Annotated in this window: 16 protein-coding genes and 2 tRNA genes; 6 read left to right on the forward strand and 12 right to left on the reverse strand. The window is 64.8% G+C overall.

What is annotated here, in order from left to right; translation table 11 throughout:
• Nucleotides 1–16: 16 nt before the first annotated feature.
• Nucleotides 17–2,257 carry an ATP-dependent helicase gene (locus tag BN2476_RS07470; RefSeq protein ID WP_087733525.1) on the forward strand — a complete coding sequence of 747 codons (2,241 nt, stop codon included), beginning with the start codon at nucleotides 17–19 and terminating at the stop codon, nucleotides 2,255–2,257.
• A 61-nt stretch (nucleotides 2,258–2,318) separates the two neighbouring features.
• Here the strand turns inward: BN2476_RS07470 and BN2476_RS07475 are convergent, their stop codons facing one another.
• The 8 genes from BN2476_RS07475 to fdxA form a co-directional block, all read right to left on the reverse strand.
• Nucleotides 2,319–3,083: a DUF4088 family protein gene (locus BN2476_RS07475; RefSeq protein ID WP_087733706.1), complete on the reverse strand. Its 765-nt coding sequence runs from the start codon at nucleotides 3,081–3,083 to the stop codon at nucleotides 2,319–2,321.
• Between the two features lie 227 nt (nucleotides 3,084–3,310).
• A complete protein-coding gene (locus BN2476_RS07480; RefSeq protein ID WP_087733526.1) occupies nucleotides 3,311–3,634 on the reverse strand; it encodes an AzlD domain-containing protein in 324 nt (107 codons plus the stop codon).
• Nucleotides 3,631–4,398 carry an AzlC family ABC transporter permease gene (locus BN2476_RS07485; RefSeq protein WP_087733527.1) on the reverse strand — a complete coding sequence of 256 codons (768 nt, stop codon included), beginning with the start codon at nucleotides 4,396–4,398 and terminating at the stop codon, nucleotides 3,631–3,633. The genes BN2476_RS07480 and BN2476_RS07485 overlap by 4 nt, the downstream gene beginning before the upstream one ends.
• Nucleotides 4,399–4,612: 214 nt before the next feature.
• Nucleotides 4,613–5,440 carry an AraC family transcriptional regulator gene (locus tag BN2476_RS07490; RefSeq protein ID WP_087733528.1) on the reverse strand — a complete coding sequence of 276 codons (828 nt, stop codon included), beginning with the start codon at nucleotides 5,438–5,440 and terminating at the stop codon, nucleotides 4,613–4,615.
• Nucleotides 5,441–5,499: 59 nt separating this feature from the next.
• Nucleotides 5,500–6,006 (reverse strand): CreA family protein, encoded by a 507-nt coding sequence (locus tag BN2476_RS07495; protein ID WP_087733529.1) that lies wholly within the window; start codon nucleotides 6,004–6,006, stop codon nucleotides 5,500–5,502.
• A gap of 210 nt (nucleotides 6,007–6,216) precedes the next feature.
• Nucleotides 6,217–6,292: transfer RNA gene (locus BN2476_RS07500), tRNA-Asn, on the reverse strand.
• A 63-nt stretch (nucleotides 6,293–6,355) separates the two neighbouring features.
• Nucleotides 6,356–6,431, reverse strand: a tRNA-Asn gene (locus tag BN2476_RS07505).
• 116 nt (nucleotides 6,432–6,547) lie between these two features.
• Complete coding sequence (gene fdxA / locus BN2476_RS07510) at nucleotides 6,548–6,871, reverse strand: ferredoxin FdxA (protein ID WP_087733530.1); 324 nt, start codon at nucleotides 6,869–6,871, stop codon at nucleotides 6,548–6,550.
• 351 nt (nucleotides 6,872–7,222) lie between these two features.
• Between fdxA and pncB the strand changes: the two genes are divergently transcribed.
• The 5 genes from pncB (at nucleotide 7,223) to BN2476_RS07540 (ending at nucleotide 13,295) form a co-directional block, all read left to right on the forward strand.
• Complete coding sequence (gene pncB / locus BN2476_RS07520; protein ID WP_087733532.1) at nucleotides 7,223–8,422, forward strand: nicotinate phosphoribosyltransferase; 1,200 nt, start codon at nucleotides 7,223–7,225, stop codon at nucleotides 8,420–8,422.
• Nucleotides 8,423–8,647: 225 nt separating this feature from the next.
• Nucleotides 8,648–9,310: a LutC/YkgG family protein gene (locus BN2476_RS07525; RefSeq protein ID WP_087733707.1), complete on the forward strand. Its 663-nt coding sequence runs from the start codon at nucleotides 8,648–8,650 to the stop codon at nucleotides 9,308–9,310.
• Entirely contained in the window at nucleotides 9,285–10,772 is a 1,488-nt protein-coding gene (locus BN2476_RS07530; protein ID WP_087733533.1) for a sodium:proton antiporter, read from the forward strand. The genes BN2476_RS07525 and BN2476_RS07530 overlap by 26 nt, the downstream gene beginning before the upstream one ends.
• Nucleotides 10,773–10,824: 52 nt before the next feature.
• Nucleotides 10,825–11,814, forward strand: coding sequence for a 2-hydroxyacid dehydrogenase (locus BN2476_RS07535; protein ID WP_087733708.1), 990 nt, complete (start codon nucleotides 10,825–10,827; stop codon nucleotides 11,812–11,814).
• A complete protein-coding gene (locus BN2476_RS07540; RefSeq protein WP_087733534.1) occupies nucleotides 11,811–13,295 on the forward strand; it encodes a DNA recombination protein RmuC in 1,485 nt (494 codons plus the stop codon). Before BN2476_RS07535 ends, BN2476_RS07540 begins: the two co-directional genes overlap by 4 nt.
• A 106-nt stretch (nucleotides 13,296–13,401) precedes the next feature.
• On the opposite strand, the gene BN2476_RS07545 is transcribed toward BN2476_RS07540, so the two are convergent.
• The 4 genes from BN2476_RS07545 to mobA all read right to left on the reverse strand — a co-directional run bounded on the left by BN2476_RS07545 (nucleotide 13,402) and on the right by mobA (nucleotide 16,205).
• Nucleotides 13,402–13,887, reverse strand: a complete 486-nt coding sequence (locus tag BN2476_RS07545) for a GNAT family N-acetyltransferase (RefSeq protein ID WP_087733535.1) — start codon at nucleotides 13,885–13,887, stop codon at nucleotides 13,402–13,404.
• Nucleotides 13,887–14,162 carry a hypothetical protein gene (locus BN2476_RS07550; RefSeq protein WP_017774653.1) on the reverse strand — a complete coding sequence of 92 codons (276 nt, stop codon included), beginning with the start codon at nucleotides 14,160–14,162 and terminating at the stop codon, nucleotides 13,887–13,889. The genes BN2476_RS07545 and BN2476_RS07550 overlap by 1 nt, the downstream gene beginning before the upstream one ends.
• 57 nt (nucleotides 14,163–14,219) lie before the next feature.
• Nucleotides 14,220–15,518 carry a molybdopterin molybdotransferase MoeA gene (gene moeA, locus BN2476_RS07555; RefSeq protein ID WP_087733536.1) on the reverse strand — a complete coding sequence of 433 codons (1,299 nt, stop codon included), beginning with the start codon at nucleotides 15,516–15,518 and terminating at the stop codon, nucleotides 14,220–14,222.
• Nucleotides 15,519–15,590: 72 nt separating this feature from the next.
• Nucleotides 15,591–16,205: a molybdenum cofactor guanylyltransferase MobA gene (mobA, locus tag BN2476_RS07560; RefSeq protein ID WP_087733537.1), complete on the reverse strand. Its 615-nt coding sequence runs from the start codon at nucleotides 16,203–16,205 to the stop codon at nucleotides 15,591–15,593.
• Nucleotides 16,206–16,218: the final 13 nt, after the last annotated feature.

Below are 16,218 nucleotides of genomic sequence, written 5' to 3' on the forward strand. Positions count from 1 at the left end.
TAAGTGGATAGCCCTTATGGATATACAGTATGCGTCGCCTTCACTTCCCGACCCGCCAATCGTGCTTTCCGTCGCCGATTCCCTGTCTTCATCGCCGTCAGCCGCGACAGGCTCGCCCGAGCAGGCGGCCGCCGCCGACTGGCTCGCGAAGCTCAACGACGCCCAGCGCGAAGCCGTCGAATACGGCACGGAAGACGTTGCGCGTCCGGCGGGCGCACTGCTCGTCATCGCGGGCGCGGGTTCGGGCAAGACCAATACGCTTGCTCATCGCGTCGCGAACCTCGTCGTGAAGGGCGCCGATCCGCGCCGCATTCTGTTGCTCACGTTTTCGCGCCGCGCCGCGCTCGAAATGACCCGGCGAGTGACCCGCATCGCCGGCGCGGCGCTCGGCACGCGCGCTGCGCTCGCGCAGGGGCTGACATGGTCAGGCACGTTCCATAGCGTCGGCGCGCGGCTGTTGCGCGAGTACGCGGATCTGATCGGCCTGTCGCCAACATTTACGATCAACGACCGCGAAGATTCTGCCGATCTGATGAATCTCGTGCGCCACGAACTCGGCTTCTCGGCGAAGGAAAAGCGCTTTCCGTCGAAGTCGGTGTGCTTCACGATCTATTCGCGTGTCGTCAACACGGGCGCTTCGCTGGCCAATGTGCTCAATGGCGCGTTCCCGTGGTGCCGCGAGTGGGAAGCCGACCTGCGCGCGCTCTTTGCCGCCTACGTCGACGCGAAGCAGAAGCAGAGCGTGCTCGACTACGACGATCTGCTGCTCTACTGGTCGCACATGGCGGCGGAGCCCGCGATCGCCGCCGATCTGTCCGGTCGCTTCGATCACGTGCTCGTCGACGAGTATCAGGACACCAACCGGCTGCAGGCGTCGATCCTGCTTGCGCTTAAGCCTGATGGGCGCGGACTGACCGTGGTCGGCGACGACGCGCAATCGATCTATTCGTTTCGCGGCGCGACCGTGCGCAACATTCTCGATTTCCCGGCGCACTTCGATCCGCCCGCCAAGCAGGTCACGCTCGAGCACAACTATCGCTCGACGCAGCCGATCCTCGAAGCGTCGAATGCGGTGATCGGCCTCGCCAGCGAGCGCTACACGAAGAATCTGTGGACCGACAAGGCGTCGGCGCAGCGCCCGCATCTCGTTACCGTCGCCGACGATGCCGACCAGGCGCGCTACATCGTCGAGCAGGTGCTGGCCGCGCGCGAGGCGGGCATGAAGCTTAAGGCGCAGGCCGTGCTGTTCCGCGCCGCGCACCACAGCGCCGCGCTCGAAATCGAGCTGACGCGGCGCAATATCCCTTTCGTGAAGTTCGGCGGCCTGAAGTTTCTCGATTCCGTCCACGTGAAGGACGTGCTGGCCGTGCTGCGCTGGGCTGAGAATCCGCGCGACCGCGTCGCTGGTTTTCGCGTCGTGCAGTTGCTGCCCGGCGTCGGGCCGGCGACGGCCGCGCGCGTGCTCGACGACATCGCCTCGCGCGCCGACTCGCGCGGCTCCAGCGGCGGCACGCTGGATGCCGCGCACGGCGTTTCGCATTGCACGGCCAACGCGCTCGCCGCCTTTGCGCCGCCGGCGCGCGCGCTCGAAGACTGGCATCCGTTCGTCGCGCTGATGTCGTCGGTATGCGCGCGGCAGACGCCGTGGCCCGCCGAGTTCGAGATGGTGCGCCGCTGGTACGAGCCGCATCTCGAACGCAATCACGAGGACGCGTCGATTCGCCAGGCCGATCTCGTGCAGATGGAGAGCATCGCGGGCACCTACGCGTCGCGCGAGCGCTTCCTGACCGAGCTGACGCTCGATCCGCCCGACGCCACCAGCGACGAGTCCGGCGTTCCGCTGATCGACGAGGATTATCTGATCCTGTCCACCATCCATTCGGCGAAAGGGCAGGAGTGGCGCAACGTGTTCGTGCTCAATGGCGTCGACGGCTGCATTCCGTCCGATCTCGGCACGGGCAGCGAAGAGGAAATCGACGAGGAGCGGCGCCTGCTGTACGTCGCGATGACGCGCGCGAAGGAAGACCTGCACATCGTGATGCCGCAGCGGTTCTACGTGCACAACCAGACGCATCTCGGCGACCGGCACGTGTGGGCGTCGCGCACGCGCTTCATTCCGCCGCATCTGTTGCCGCTGTTCGACCCGCATGCATGGCCGCCCGCGCCCGTCGTGACGGCGCCGTCGCCTGCGGGGCTCGCGGCCGCCGCGCAGGCCAAAATAGAAATCGCGGCGAAGCTCAGAAAGATGTGGGACTGAGCTTGCCGCGATGCGGGTGAGGCCGTGACGACGCGCGGCGTTGCCGTCGCGCGAAAGCCGCCTAGCGTGACTGCCGCTGTTGCTGCTGCGGCCTGGGCGGCGGCATGAAGAAGTTGCGCAGCCACGCCGCAAGCCGCGTGAATACGTCGTACGGCTCTTCGACGAAAATTTCCGGCTTCAGGAGCCGCAGATACTCCATGATCTGCTGCGCTTCCTGCTTCTGGAACGAGCCGTGCGAAATGCCCAGGCGCAACAGGCCGCGCAGTTCGCCGAGCTTTTCGCGCGCCGAGCTGCCGACACTCGTCTCGCACGCGACCTTCGCCTCGTAGACCCGCTGACGCAGCGATTCGGCGAGACGCCACGCGGGCGTCTGCATCACTTCCTCGAGCGCCTGGATATCCTGCGCCGCCGACTTGATCTGCGCGGCAAGCGGGTCGACCAGCGCAGGCGCGCCTTCCGCTTCCTTGACGATCGCGGCCGCCCATTCGCGGCTCTGCTTGGCCAGCTCTTCCGGCGTCCACTCGGAGCGCGCAGCAAAGCCGAAACCGAACTCGCTCGCCTGCTTCATCAGGATCGCGACGACGTCCGGAAACTCCTTGTCCAGCGTGCGTTTCGCCCATGCGTACTGACCGCCCTGCAGCATCCGCTGCACGGCGTGCTCGGTCAGCGGCACCATGTTGTCGAGGAGCTTGGCGCGCAGAAAATCCTCGAACGATGGCGTCGCGAACTGCGGGTCCAGCTTGAGCGAGACCCGCACGAACGCCTCGAAATCCTTTCGCAAGGATGCGAGCGTTTCGTCCTTGATGTGAAGGGTAATCTGACCCATTTCTTGTCCCGTTTCGTCGACCGCGCGGACGCCGTCGAGGCGTTCGTCCCTGTGCCGCCGCCCCCGTGCGCTGGCGGCACCGATGTCCGGCGCGGTTCGGCCCGGCATGCCGGCCGGGCGTCGGCAGACGCGGCCTGGCTCGCGGGCCACGAGTGTTTATCGGCGGATTGAAAGGGAACTTGAGGGCGCGCGCCGTCCGGGCAAACGGCGCGCGTACGGCGGCGAGATCACTTCAGGACGACGCCCTGCCACAGGAAGAACACGGCGAGGCCGACGGCAATGGTCAGCAGCGGCCGGCGCGTGAGCGCGCTGACGGCGACGGCCGCGAGCGCGCCGACGAGTTGCGGGTTGCGCCAGGTCAATTCGGCTTCCGCGCCGTGCGGCGAGACGGCCATCGGCACGATGATCGCCGTCAGCACGGTGACGGGCACGAAGCCGAGCGCGGTGCGCACGAGCGGCGGAAACACGATGCGGTCGCCGAGCACGAACACGGCGGCGCGGATCAGCCATGTGATGACGGCCATGCCGAGAATCAGAATCACATAGTTCATTGCGAGACCTCCGCCGTGCGGGTGCGCTGCAGCGCCGGCAATGACAGCAGCACGCCGACAGCGACGCCCGCGAATACGGCGCCCAGCAGGCCGAGCTTGTACGGCCAGTCCTGCCAGAAGAACGCGAGCGCGCCGGCCGTGGCCGCCGCAGCCAGATAACGCACGGCGACGAGCTGCGGCACGACGATCGCGATGAACGTCGCGACCATCGCGAAATCGAGCCCGAGCGACTGGAGGCCGGGGAACGCCGCGCCGAACAGCAGGCCGACTAGCGTCCAGACCTGCCAGTTGACGTACATCGACAGACCCGAGCCCAGGAAGTAGTAAGGACCGACCGAGCCGGGCGGATGCAGCCGGTAATGCGCCCACGCGACGGCGAACACTTCGTCGGTAAGCAGGCCGCCGAGCGCCCAGCGCCAGCGCGACGGCAGATGCGACACATACGGCGCGAGCGTCGCGCTGTAGAGGACGTGACGGGCGTTCACGACGAGCGTCGTCGCCCAGACGACGGCATAGCTCGCATGGCCCGCAATCAGACCGAGCGCGATGAACTGTGCCGAGCCGGCGAATACGATCAGCGACATCAGCTGGCCGTGCCACAGATGCAACGGGCCGGATGCGACGAGCGTGCCGAAGATGACGCCGAACGGCGCCGCGCCGACGATCATCGGGATCGTGTCGCGCGCGCCCGCCATCAGTTCCTTGAGCCGGTGAATGGGTTGTGCTGGGTGAGTCAATCTTTTCTCCTCGATACGGCCGAGCATAGCCGCGCGAGGGGCGGGCCGGCTTGTACGTTCTTGCGCTGCGTTTGCCTTTGTCTTTGCCTTCGCGGCGAGCGTTTGGGCTTGCGCTTGTATTCGGGCTTGCGTTTGCGGCGCGCGTTCTGCTGCGCTCGCGGGTGGCTTGCGGACGCGTGGTTGTCGCGCGGGATTCTAGCGGTGCGAGTCGCACTTGCACGCGTTAGCGCGTGCGACGCTATCAGGACGACTGCCAGCGGCCCGGCGGCACGCCGAACATGCGGCGAAAATGGCGCGTGAAGTGACTCTGATCGGTAAAGCCGCTTGCCGCCGCGACGTCCGCTACCGACGCGCCCGCGCGCAATGGCGCCAGCGAGCGCTGCAAGCGGATCTGGTTGCGCCACGCGTGCGGCGGGAGCCCCGTCGCGCGCGTGAAGAGGCGTGCCGCGTGAAACGGCGACAGGCCAACGGCATCGGCCAGTTCGGCGAGCTTGAGCGGCGCGGCAAGGTCGCCTGTGAGCTGTTCCTTCATCGTGGCGACGCGGGTATCCGCAGCGTTGTGCTGCGGGGTGTCGGCGCGGGTGCGGCCGTAGCGGACGAGCAGCGTCGACAGCGCGTCGAGCATCGCGGTTTCCGCAGCGAGGGGATCGTCGTTCGATTCGAGCAGCCGGTGCGCGCGAGCGAGCCGAACGGCGAGGTCCGGATCACGGATCACGTCGGCGTCGAACCACGGCAGCGGCTGCGCGCGGCCCGCGATGTCTTCGGCGAGCGCATGGATGAAATCGACGGGCGCGTACAACACGCGATAACGCCAGCCTTCGTCGATTGCCCGCGAGCCGGTGTGCACTTCGCCGGGGTTGATCACGGGCACGCTGCCCGCCTCGGCGACGTAATGCGAGCCTTGATACCGATAGGTTTCCGCACCCGCTTCGATGACGGGGATCGTGTACGCGTCGTGCCAGTGCGGCGTGAACTCGTGATCGTGATATTCGGCCGTGAGCAGATCCGCGCCGGGCAAAAGCGGCGTGCGCCAGTAGCGGGCGTTATCGCGGAAGCGGGTCGAAGTCATGATCGATGTCCGGGTGGACCTGCCAGTTTACCGCGCATCGCGTGCCGCGGTCCGCTGCGTCAGCGGACGGGAATCGTCGTGCCGGCGGGCATCGGCACGGCCGTGACGCTGTTTTTCGCGCTGCCCGTCGTGACGCGGTCGCTGTAGGTCATATAGACGAGCGTGTTGCGCTTCGTGTCGACGACCCGCACCACGTGCAGCGTCTTGAAGATCAGCGACATCCGTTCCGTGAACACGTCGGCCTGTTGCCGCAGCGGTTCGGGAATCTTGATGGCACCGACCTGACGGCACGCAATCGACGCCTCGGTCGGATCTTCGGCGATGCCCAGCGTCCCTTTGATGCCGCCCGTTCGCGCTCGCGACACATAGCAGGTGACGCCCTGCACGGCGGGGTCGTCATAGGCTTCGACGACCACGCGGTCCGAGCCGGTGATATGAAAGTTCGTGTTGACGCTGGCGACTTCCTCCGCGTGCGCGAGCGGCGCGGACGCGAATGTGGCGAAAGCGGCGGACGTGGCGAAGGTGACGGCGCGCGCGGCTCGTGCGCAGTGCGGAACGATTTTCATCAGGTGACCGGAAGAAATGTGAAGGCAGTCGGGGCGATGGCCCGTGAGTGCGTCATCGTAACCTGGTTGCGTGTGGGGACCGTGGCCGTAAGCGCTAGCGTGACGGATATCGGACTCGTCGATCGTCGAAGGAGGGCGTTTCCGGGAAAGGACCGTCGAAAAACGATCGCGGAAAAGAAAAGGCCCGCACGGATGCGGGCCTTCGAATTTTGGCTCCCCGACCTGGGCTCGAACCAGGGACCTACGGATTAACAGTCCGGCGCTCTACCGACTGAGCTATCGGGGAACAGCAATACAACGTGTCACTACATAAAAAAGCCCGTTGTGGTTAACGGGCCTTTGCAATTCTTGGCTCCCCGACCTGGGCTCGAACCAGGGACCTACGGATTAACAGTCCGGCGCTCTACCGACTGAGCTATCGGGGAACAACAACAGCAGAGAAGGGAAATTGTAGGAGGTGGAGCAGAAGCTGTCAATACCCGTGATTCATCTCAATATAATTCGACTGATCCGGACAGGAGCGACAGGTCTGCTGCGGAGATCAACGCTCGAGCAGCGAGAGCTTATCCTTCACGTCCTTGAATTCGTCGGCTTCGGGCAGCGGCGCCTTGGTCTTCGTGATGCTCGGCCATGCCTTCGCCAGCTCGGCGTTCAACGGCGTGAAGTGCTGCTGGTCGCCAGGCACGTCCTCTTCGGCGTAGATCGCATTCACCGGGCACTCCGCAACGCACACAGCGCAGTCGATGCACTCGTCCGGGTCAATCGCGAGGAAGTTGGGACCTTCGCGAAAGCAGTCCACCGGGCACACATCGACGCAGTCGGTATAGCGGCACTTGATGCAGCTTTCGGTCACAACGTGAGTCATTCAGGCAACTCCTGCAAACGATATCTTTTGGTAGTGGGGGAGATGGCAAGACGCCAAAAGCGTTATTGTAACGTAACGTCAAGTAGTGCATACGCGATCGCCGTCGGGGCTTTTATATCGTTTGGTGATTAGTTTATGGCGGGCGGATTCGCGCCGAACGCGCCTTGCCGCCGCCCGCCGGCTGTGCCGCAGTGGAGCAACGGCCGGCGCGCATTCGGGTAACATGCGACAGCGTCTTCGCGAGCTCCCCCGTTTTGCGCGAGGCTCGCAGCGCATACGGAGTACGAAAATGGGCGAGGGCGCACGAGGCCCGACGTCTTCCGTTTTTATGCAGTCCCGGTTTGCAAGATCATGATCATTACTTCGCTGCTCGATACCGACCTGTACAAGTTCACGATGATGCAGGTGGTGCTGCATCTCTTCCCGGCCGCCAACGTCGAATACAAGTTCCGCTGCCGCACGCCGAACGTCGACCTCGTGCCGTACGTCGACGAGATCCGCCGCGAAGTGCGCAAGCTCTGCGAGCTTCGGTTCAATGAAGGCGAACTCGACTACCTGCGCCAGATGCGCTTCATCAAGAGCGATTTCATCGACTTCCTCGCGCTCTTCCATCTGAACGAGAAGTACATTTCGATCACGCCTTCGCCGAAAGGCAACGGGGAAATCGACATCTATATCAAGGGGCCGTGGCTGCATACGATCCTCTTCGAAATTCCCGTGCTCGCGATCGTCAACGAAGTGTATTTCCGCAACACGCAGCAGCAGCCCGACTACAGCGAAGGACGCGAGCGTCTGCGCGACAAGATCCAGCTGCTCGGCGCGCGCCCCGAGTTCGCCGATTGCAAGATCGCCGATTACGGCACGCGTCGCCGCTTCTCCGGGCGCTGGCACGAAGAAGTGATCCTCACGCTCAAGGACGGGCTGCGTGAGCAGTTCGCGGGCACGAGCAACGTGTTCTACGCGATGAAGCACGGCCTCACGCCGCTCGGCACGATGGCGCACGAATACCTGCAGGCCTGCCAGGCGCTCGGTCCGCGTCTGCGCGATTCGCAGATCTACGGCTTCGAGATGTGGGCGAAGGAATATCGAGGCGACCTCGGCATCGCGTTGTCGGACGTGTATGGCATGAAGGCGTTCCTCCGTGATTTCGACATGTACTTCTGCAAGCTCTTCGACGGCGCGCGCCACGATTCCGGCGACCCGTTCGACTGGGGCGAGCGCCTTATCGCCCACTACGAAGCGAACCGTTGCGACCCGCGCACGAAGGTGCTCGTGTTCTCCGACGCACTCGACATCCCGAAGGTGCTGCAGCTGTACGAACGCTTTCGCGGCCGATGCAAGCTCGCGTTCGGCGTCGGCACGAATCTCACCAACGACCTCGGCTACAACCCGCTGCAGATCGTCATCAAGATGGTCAAGTGCAACGGCCAGCCGGTGGCGAAACTGTCGGACTCGCCGGGCAAGAACATGTGCGAAGACAAGGCGTATCTGGCCTATCTCCGGCAAGTGTTCGGCATCGAGCAGCCCGCCGAGGAAGAAGTCGGCAAGTAACGCGCGGCCCCTTTCGTGGTTCGTTTCGTGGTTGTGCCGCCGGGTGCATGCAAGCGCATGAAGGCTATTGTCTGTGCTTCACGCGAGCGCCGCCATTAGCCGTTCGGCCAGGTGTTCGCGCACAGGGCGGCCGGTATAATTCATGGGTCAATGTGCGCAGTGCACGCGCAACCAGTTTGCGCATTCAACAAGATCGACACGATCACCGGCACGAGGATATGGCTCATGGATACATCGACCGCCCGTCGCAACATCCTGGCGCGCATTCGCGCAGCGCAAGGGCGTGAGCCCGAGCCGGCCGAGTCCGAGCGCGAGGCGGTGCAAGCGTATGTCGCAAGCCATCCGCAAGGACCGCGTCCGCCGATGCCCGCCGATCTCGTCTCTCATTTCATCGAGCAGGCCAAGAAGATGGCGACCACAGTCGACACCGTCGAGTCGCTTTCCGATGTGCCCGCTGCCGCGCATCGCTACCTCGCCGAACTGAATCTTTCGACTCAGGCCATCGCATGGCAGACGCTCGAAGCGTTGCCGTGGGCCGGTTCCGGCATCGAAGTCGAATTTCGCAAGCCGAGGGACGAAGACCGCGTCGGCATTACGGGCTGTTTCTGCGCGACGGCTGAAACGGGCACGCTGGTGCTGCTGTCGGGTCCGCAGACGTATGCGTCGGCGGGCCTGCTGCCGGAGACGCACATTGCGATCGTGCCAGCGTCGCGCATCGTCGCGGGTCATGAAGAGGCGTTCAATCTGATCCGCAGCGAACGCGGCGAGCTGCCGCGCGCGGTCAACTTCGTCTCCGGCCCGTCGCGTACGGGCGATATCGAACAAACCATCGTGCTCGGCGCGCACGGTCCTTATCGCGTGCATGCGATTGTCGTGCGTGGCGCTTGATGTTCCGCACACGCATGGTCACGATGCACGAGCGGTGACGAACCGGTTGAAGTCCGCGTGGATCGCGGGTCTGTCGCTCGCGTTCGCGCTGTCGTGCTGGCCGCTTGCGGCATCGGCGGCCACAGTAAATGGCGCATCGCTTTCCTTATGGTGGGGCGTGCCGTTCGCGGGCATCCTGCTGTCGATCGCCGTGCTTCCGCTCGCCGCGCCGAAGCTCTGGCATCACCATTACGGCAAGGTCTCGGCGGCGTGGGCCATCGCGTTCCTCTTGCCGTTCGCGTTTGCGTTCGGCTCATCGGCGGCGTTCGGCACGTTGATCCATGCATTGCTCGACGAATACGTGCCGTTCATCGTGCTGCTGACGGCGCTCTATACCGTCGCGGGCGGCATCTGCGTGACGGGCAACCTGCACGGCACGCCGCGTCTGAATACGGCGCTGCTCGCACTCGGCACGGCGCTCGCCAGCATCATGGGCACGACGGGCGCAGCGATGCTGCTGATCCGGCCGCTCCTGCGCGCGAACGACAATCGCAAGCACGTTGTGCATGTCGTCGTGTTCTTCATCTTTCTGGTCGCGAACGTGGGCGGCTCGCTGTCGCCGCTGGGCGATCCGCCGCTGTTTCTCGGCTTTCTGAACGGCGTCGGTTTCTTCTGGACGACGGTCCATCTCGCGCTACCGATGCTGTTCGTCTGTGCCGTGCTGCTAGTCGTGTTCTACGCGCTCGATTCGTACTATTTCCGGCGGCGCGAAGAGATGCTTCACGTCGACCCGTCGCCCGACACGCAGACCATCGGCATCGAAGGCAAGATCAACTTCGCGCTGCTTGCGCTTGTGATCGCGCTCGTGCTGATGAGCGGCATCTGGACGCCCGGCATCGCGTTCGATGTGGCGGGCACGCACGTCGCGTTGCAGAATATCGTGCGCGACGGGGCGCTGATCGCGCTCACGGTGCTGTCGCTGATCGTGACGCCGCGCGCGGCGCGCGAGGGCAACGCGTTCAACTGGGCGCCCATCGAAGAGGTCGCGAAGCTGTTCGCAGGCATCTTCGTGACGATCGCGCCCGTCATCATGATGTTGCGTGCGGGCGAGGCGGGTGCGTTCAGCGGTATCGTGCATCTCGTGAACGACACGACCGGCCAGCCGCGCGACGTGATGTACTTCTGGGCGACGGGTTTACTGTCTTCGTTTCTGGACAATGCGCCGACGTATCTCGTGTTCTTCAATCTCGCGGGCGGCGACGCGCAGACGCTGATGACCACGGGCGCCTCGACGCTCGCGGCCATTTCGGCGGGCGCGGTGTTCATGGGCGCGAACAGCTATATCGGCAACGCGCCGAATTTCATGGTCAAGGCGATCGCCGAATCGCGTGGCGTGCGGATGCCCGGCTTTTTCGCGTACCTCGCGTGGTCGGGGGGCGTGCTGATACCGTTGTTCATCGCGACGTCGTGGATTTTCTTTTAACGCCGCGCGCGCCGATACGCGCGCGTCGCGGCCTGATACTCGGAGAATGGCAATGCAAAAGGTTTTGGTTGCGCGTCCCATCTTTCCGGATGTGATCGAGCGGCTCAAGCAGCACTTCGAAGTCGACTGGAACGACGGCGACGTGCTTCCCGCCGACGAACTGAAGCGCCGGATCGCCGACAAGGACGGCGCGCTGACGGCGGGCGACATCATCGACGCGTCGGTGCTCTCCGTGGCACCGAAACTGCGCGTCGTGTCGAACATGGCCGTCGGCTACAACAACTTCGACATGGCGGCGTTCAACGCGGCGAACGTGCTCGGCACGAACACGCCCGACGTGCTCAACGAATCGACGGCCGATTTCGGCTGGGCGCTGATGATGGCCACCGCGCGCCGCATTGCGGAATCGGAGCACTGGCTGCGCGCGGGCAAATGGGAGAAGTGGTCGTACGACGGCTTTCTCGGCTCGGATATCCACGGCTCGACGCTCGGCGTGATCGGCATGGGGCGCATCGGGCAGGCGCTTGCGCGCCGCGCGCGCGGCTTCAGCATGAATGTGATCTATCACAACCGCTCGCGTGTCGCGCCCGGGATCGAGGCCGAACTGAATGCGCAGTACGTATCGAAGGAAGAGCTGCTGCGACGCGCCGATCACGTCGTGCTCGTGCTGCCGTACACGTCGGAAAGCCATCACACGATCGGCGCTGCCGAACTCGCGCTGATGAAGCCGACCGCGACGCTCACGAATATCGCGCGCGGCGGCATCGTCGACGACGCGGCGCTCGCCGTTGCGCTGCGCGAGAAGCGGATCGGGGCTGCCGGGCTCGATGTGTTCGAAGGCGAGCCGAAGGTCAATCCGGCGTTGCTGACGGTGCCGAATGTCGTGCTGACGCCGCATATCGCGAGCGCGACGGAAGCGACGCGCCGCGCGATGGCCAACCTCGCCGCCGACAATCTGATCGCGGCGCTAGGCGTTGGTCCACGCGCGGGGCGCCCGCCGAATCCGATCAACCCTGATGTGATCGGGAAGGCGCGCTCATGACGATGGTGTTGATCGCGGCTGTCGCAGTTCTGGCCGTCGCGCTGGTGATCGCGCTGGTGATGCTGATGCGCGGCAGCAATGGCGCGCACCAGCTGATGCATTTTGCCGAACTCGGCGAGCGCCTGGAAGCGGCCTCGGCCGTGCAGGCGCGCTCGACCGAGCGGCTCGAACGCGAGCTGCGCAGCGAGATTTCCGAAACTGCGCGCGTGTCGCGCTCCGAACTGAGCGGCGGCTTTTCGCAATTCCAGCAAACACTCGCATCGCAGTTCACGAGCATGACGACGGTGCAGGCCGGCAAGATCGACGGCTTTGCGCAGCAGCTCGTCAAGCTCACCGAGACCAACGCGCAACAGCTCGACGCCGTGCGTCAGAGCCTGCAGCAGCAGGCACAACAGGCGCGCGACGAACAGAGCATGACGTTGAGGCGTTTCGGCGAAACGTTGCAGCATCAACTGTCGCAGGTCACGGAAGCGAACGACCGGCGCTTCGCGGAGGTGCGCACGACCATCGAGCAGCGTCTGAAGGACATCGAGACCAACAACGCGACGAAGCTCGAAGAAATGCGCCGCACCGTCGATGAAAAGCTGCACGCGACGCTCGAGCAGCGGCTCGGCGAATCGTTCAAGCTCGTGTCCGATCGTCTTGAACAGGTGCACCGCGGTCTTGGCGAAATGCAGACGCTTGCCGCGGGCGTGGGCGATCTGAAGAAGGTTCTGACGAACGTGAAGACGCGCGGCACGTGGGGCGAAGTGCAGCTTGAGGCGTTGCTCGAACAGATCCTGACGTCCGATCAGTACGCAAAGAACATCGCGACGATTCCGAAGAGCAACGATCGCGTCGAGTTCGCAATCAAGCTGCCGGGGCGTCAACCGTCGCCGGAAGCGGCGGCCACGCCAGTGTGGCTGCCTATCGATGCGAAATTTCCGCGTGAGGACTATGAACGCCTGATCGAAGCCCAGGAGCGCGCCGATCCCGTCGCTGTCGACGAGGCGTCGCGCGCGCTGGAAGGGCGGATTCGCGCGGAAGCGAAGACGATTGCGGAGAAGTACGTGTCGCCGCCGCACACGACTGACTTCGCGCTGCTGTTCCTGCCGACGGAAGGGCTCTACGCGGAAATTCTGCGTCGTCCGGGGCTCAGCGATCTGTTGCAGCGCGACTATCGCGTGACGATCGCGGGGCCGACCACGTTGACGGCGCTACTGAACAGCCTGCAGATGGGTTTCCGCACACTCGCCATCGAGAAGCGTTCGAGCGAAGTGTGGCAGGTGCTGGGCGCCGTCAAGACCGAGTTCGGCAAGTTCGGCGACGTGCTGGCGAAGACGAAGTCGCAACTCGAAACGGTCACGCGTTCGATCGAGGCGGCGGAAGTGCGTACGCGTCAGATGAACCGCAAGCTGCGCGACGTCGAAGCGTTGCCCGAAGAGCGGGCGGCGGGGCTGCTCGGGGACTCGCTATCGGGCGCGGATGCCGACGAGTCTTGACGGAGGTGTAAGGACGGGAGGGAAAACGGGCGAGGCATTGCCGGATCGGTTATGCCTCGCGATTTCTCAATAGCGCTTCTGATTTCGCGGTTACACAGACAGCGGATCAGCCCGCGCTCGCCGCCAGCTGATCGAGCGCATCGCCTGTCACGCGCACGATGCGCCAGTCCGGCAACACGGTCGCGCCCATCTTCTGATAGAAGTCGATGGCGGGCTGATTCCAGTCCAGCACCGACCATTCGAACCGCCCACATTGCCGCTCGACGGCCAATGCCGCCAGATGGCGCAACATCTTCGAGCCGAGACCCGTGCCGCGCTCGGCGGGCTGCACGTACAGGTCTTCGAGATACAGGCCGCGGCGTCCGAGGAACGTCGAGTAGTTGTGGAAGAAGAGCGCATAGCCGATGATCCTGCCTGCGCGTTCGGCGACGAGCGCTTCCGCCGAAGGGCGCGTGCCGAACAGCGCATCGTGCACGCCTTCCTCGGTCGCGATGAACAGATGCGTGAGCTTTTCGAACTCGGCCAGTTCGCGCATCAGCGCGAGCATTGCGCCGACGTCGGCGGGCGTGGCTGCGCGGATCGTCGCTGACATCACGCTTCCTCCGGCACGTCGCTCAGGTGGATTTCGATGCCGCCGAAACGCGACGCCACCCAGTTGTACGCGTGGCACGCAATCCACAGCAGGATGAAGCCCAGAATCGCGTTGAGCAGCAGCGCGCTGAACACCGTGCTCAATTCCACCGACCCGTAACGGATGAACGCGACCAGCACGCCGAGCAGAACGATCGGCACGCTGAATGTCAGGTACACGAGGATCAGTGCCTTTGCGGTTTGCCCCGGTGCAATGAACGAGATCTGTTTTTTCATATCAGTCAAACCCGTAGTCGTATTGGATTGCGTGAAAAGCATGTCGGCCGTGCCCGCTCAGATGAGGCCGTCGAACAGCATGATGTCGACGGCGTCGCCCGGATCGAGGTCGGCCTGTTCGTGGGCGAGCACGATGAAGCAGTTCGCTTCGCTCATCGAACTAAGCACGCCGGAGCCTTGCGAGCCCGTCGGCGTGACGTGCCAGTCTCCTTGCTCGTTGCGTTCGGCGACGCCGCGCTGGAACTCGGTGCGGCCCGGCCGCTTGCGGATCGACTGACGGCACGCCGCGCGGATTAGCGCAGGCGCGGCCACGTTCGCGCCGGACATCAGCAGCAGCACTTCGCGCACGATCTGGTAGAACGTCGCCATCACCGCGACGGGATTGCCGGGCAAGCCGAAGAAGATGGCCGGCTCGCCCACGCCGGGCTTGCCGCCCGACCAGATGCGGCCGAACGCGAGCGGCCGGCCTGGGCGCATCGCGAGACTCCAGAACGCGACGTCGCCGAGCACGCGCAGCATCTGCTTGGTCAGATCGGCTTCGCCGACCGAAACGCCGCCGGAGGTTATCACGACATCGGCGCTCGCCGCAGCCGTGCGCAACGCGTCTTCGAGGGCGGCGGGCTCGTCGCGGATCACGCCGAGATCGATCGGGTCGAGATGCAGGCGCTTGAGCATCGCGAACAGCGTGTAGCGGTTGCTGTCGTAGACGCAGCCCGCATCGAGCGGCTGGCCAATCGAGCGCAGTTCGTCGCCCGTCGAAAAGAACGCGACACGCAGGCGCCGCCGCACGGGCACCTCGCCGATGCCGAGCGACGCCAGCAACCCGAGGTCCGATGCGCGCACGATGCGGCAAGCCTTCAGCGCGACTGCGCCGCACGCGAGGTCTTCGCCCGCGAGCCGACGGTTCGCGCCCGCCTTCAATGACTGCGTGGAGAAACGGATCGTATCGGCGTCGTCGCGCGCGACGTTCTCTTGCGGCACGACGGTGTCGCAGCCGCGAGGCATCGTCGCGCCAGTCATCACGCGCACGCATTGCGTGGCGGTGATCTCGCCGGCGAACGGATGACCTGCGAGCGCCTTGCCCGCGACCCTCAATGCAATCTCGCTTGCCTCGCCGCTGAGCGACGCGCTGGAGAACGCGTAGCCGTCCATCGCGGAGTTGTCGTGCGCGGGCACGTCGATGGGCGACACGATGTCCTGTGCAAGCACACGATTCAGCGCGTCGTGCAACGGGACCCGTTCAATCGTGGTGACGGGCGTCGCCCATTCGCGGACGATCGCCTGTGCGGCGGACACCGGCAAAGCTTGAGCGTCGTACTGTGCGACGCAACTCGAGGTTTCGTTCAGCGTGGTCATGAAAGGGGAGCGTCGCGACGGGATGCGGTGCGGCGGCGGCCGGGCGAACGCGGCAAATGACGGCAGAAACCCTCAACGTCGTTCGAGGTCGGAAAGTTCCTGCAATGAATTGATATTGTAAAACGTGCGCTCGTCCGGAAAGGCGACTTCAACGGCCTTGTGGCGCGCGTACCACGTGCGGACCTTGCGCTCGCCCGCTTGCAGAAAGCCTTCGAGATCGTCGGCGAGCGACGTGCGCAGCAGCGCGAACACGGGATGGATCGACGTGTTGCCTTGGGCGTCCGTGGTCGTGACGGTGGCGATGTCGGCGTGCCGTGAGTCGAGCGCGGATGAGAGGCGTTCGGCGAGATCGTCGGGCAAGCCCGGTGTATCGCATGGGGCTGACAGCACGAACGGCGTGCGCGCCGCGCGCAAGCCCGCGAGCAGGCCAGCGAGCGGGCCGGGAAAATCGGGCAGCGTGTCGCCGATGACTTTCGCGTGAAAGGGCGCGCCGAGCGCCTCGTAGCGCGGCAGGTGGCGGTTTGCGCTGATCAGCAGCGGCCCCGTCTGCGGCGCGAGACGCCTCAGCACATGCAGCGCGAGCGGCTCGCCGTGCAGCGTCTGCAGGCCCTTGTCGGCGCCGCCCATACGCAAGCCGCGTCCGCCGGCGAGCAGCAGGCCTGCGATGTCGTCCCGGGAAACCGTCATGAAGGTGCGCGGT

The sequence above is a fragment of the Paraburkholderia piptadeniae genome (assembly GCF_900007165.1).
GTDB lineage: Bacteria > Pseudomonadota > Gammaproteobacteria > Burkholderiales > Burkholderiaceae > Paraburkholderia > Paraburkholderia piptadeniae.